The sequence below is a fragment of the Shigella sp. FC1661 genome (assembly GCF_001712525.1).
Lineage (GTDB): Bacteria > Pseudomonadota > Gammaproteobacteria > Enterobacterales > Enterobacteriaceae > Escherichia > Escherichia coli.
Genome location: NZ_MDGW01000372.1, coordinates 1 through 1070, shown reverse-complemented (window position 1 = coordinate 1070; position 1070 = coordinate 1). Strand labels below are relative to the sequence as shown.

The 1070-nt window shown below is 47.9% G+C and carries 1 protein-coding gene and 1 pseudogene; one reads left to right on the top strand and one right to left on the bottom strand.

Features of this window, described 5'->3' with window-relative positions:
• The coding region (locus BFF42_RS18360) for an RHS repeat-associated core domain-containing protein (RefSeq protein WP_146753291.1) at positions 1 to 751 on the top strand (751 nt) is incomplete at its 5' end.
• Here BFF42_RS18360 and BFF42_RS18355 read toward each other — a convergent pair.
• Positions 745 to 1070, bottom strand: a pseudogene (locus BFF42_RS18355) (IS1-like element IS1B family transposase); the annotation flags it as partial. The gene BFF42_RS18360 and the pseudogene BFF42_RS18355 sit on opposite strands and share 7 nt — an antisense overlap.

The window sequence follows — 1070 nt, the reverse complement described above, 5'->3', positions numbered from 1 at the left end:
GGCGCGAAAAATCCACCTGTACCACTGCGACCATCGCGGCCTGCCGCTGGCGCTCATCAGCACGGAAGGGGCAACAGCGTGGTGCGCAGAATATGATGAATGGGGCAACCTGCTGAGTGATGAGAACCCGCATCATCTGCAGCAGCTCATTCGCCTGCCGGGTCAGCAGTATGATGAGGAGTCCGGCCTGTATTACAACCGCCACCGCTATTATGACCCGCTGCAGGGGCGGTATATCACTCAGGATCCGATTGGGCTGAAGGGGGGATGGAATTTTTATCAGTATCCGTTGAATCCGGTCATAAATGTAGATCCGCAAGGTTTGGTTGATATAAATTTATACCCCGAAAGTGATCTTATCCATTCTGTAGCTGATGAGATTAATATCCCAGGCGTTTTCACAATCGGGGGGCATGGTACCCCCACATCTATTGAATCCGCAACGCGCAGTATCATGACAGCTAAAGATCTAGCATATCTAATTAAATTTGATGGGAATTATAAAGATGGGATGACAGTTTGGTTATTTTCTTGTAATACAAGTAAAGGACAAAATTCATTTGCTAGCCAATTAGCTAAAGAGTTACATACAAATGTAATAGGACCTGACACGCTATGGACGTGGTGGGGGCGAGGAACTAATGGTAAGTTAAAAATGGATACAGTGCTAACAGCACCAACGAACCTTAATTCAAATAAGGATCTAATGGCTATAACAACAAAAGACCTGGTAATGACTCCAACTTATTGATAGTGTTTTATGTTCAGATAATGCCCGATGACTTTGTCATGCAGCTCCACCGATTTTGAGAACGACAGCGACTTCCGTCCCAGCCGTGCCAGGTGCTGCCTCAGATTCAGGTTATGCCGCTCAATTCGCTGCGTATATCGCTTGCTGATTACGTGCAGCTTTCCCTTCAGGCGGGATTCATACAGTGGCCAGCCATCCGTCATCCATATCACCACGTCAAAGGGTGACAGCAAGCTCATAAGACGCCCCAGCGTCGCCATAGTGCGTTCACCGAATACGTGCGCAACAACCGTCTTCCGGAGCCTGTCATACGCGTAAA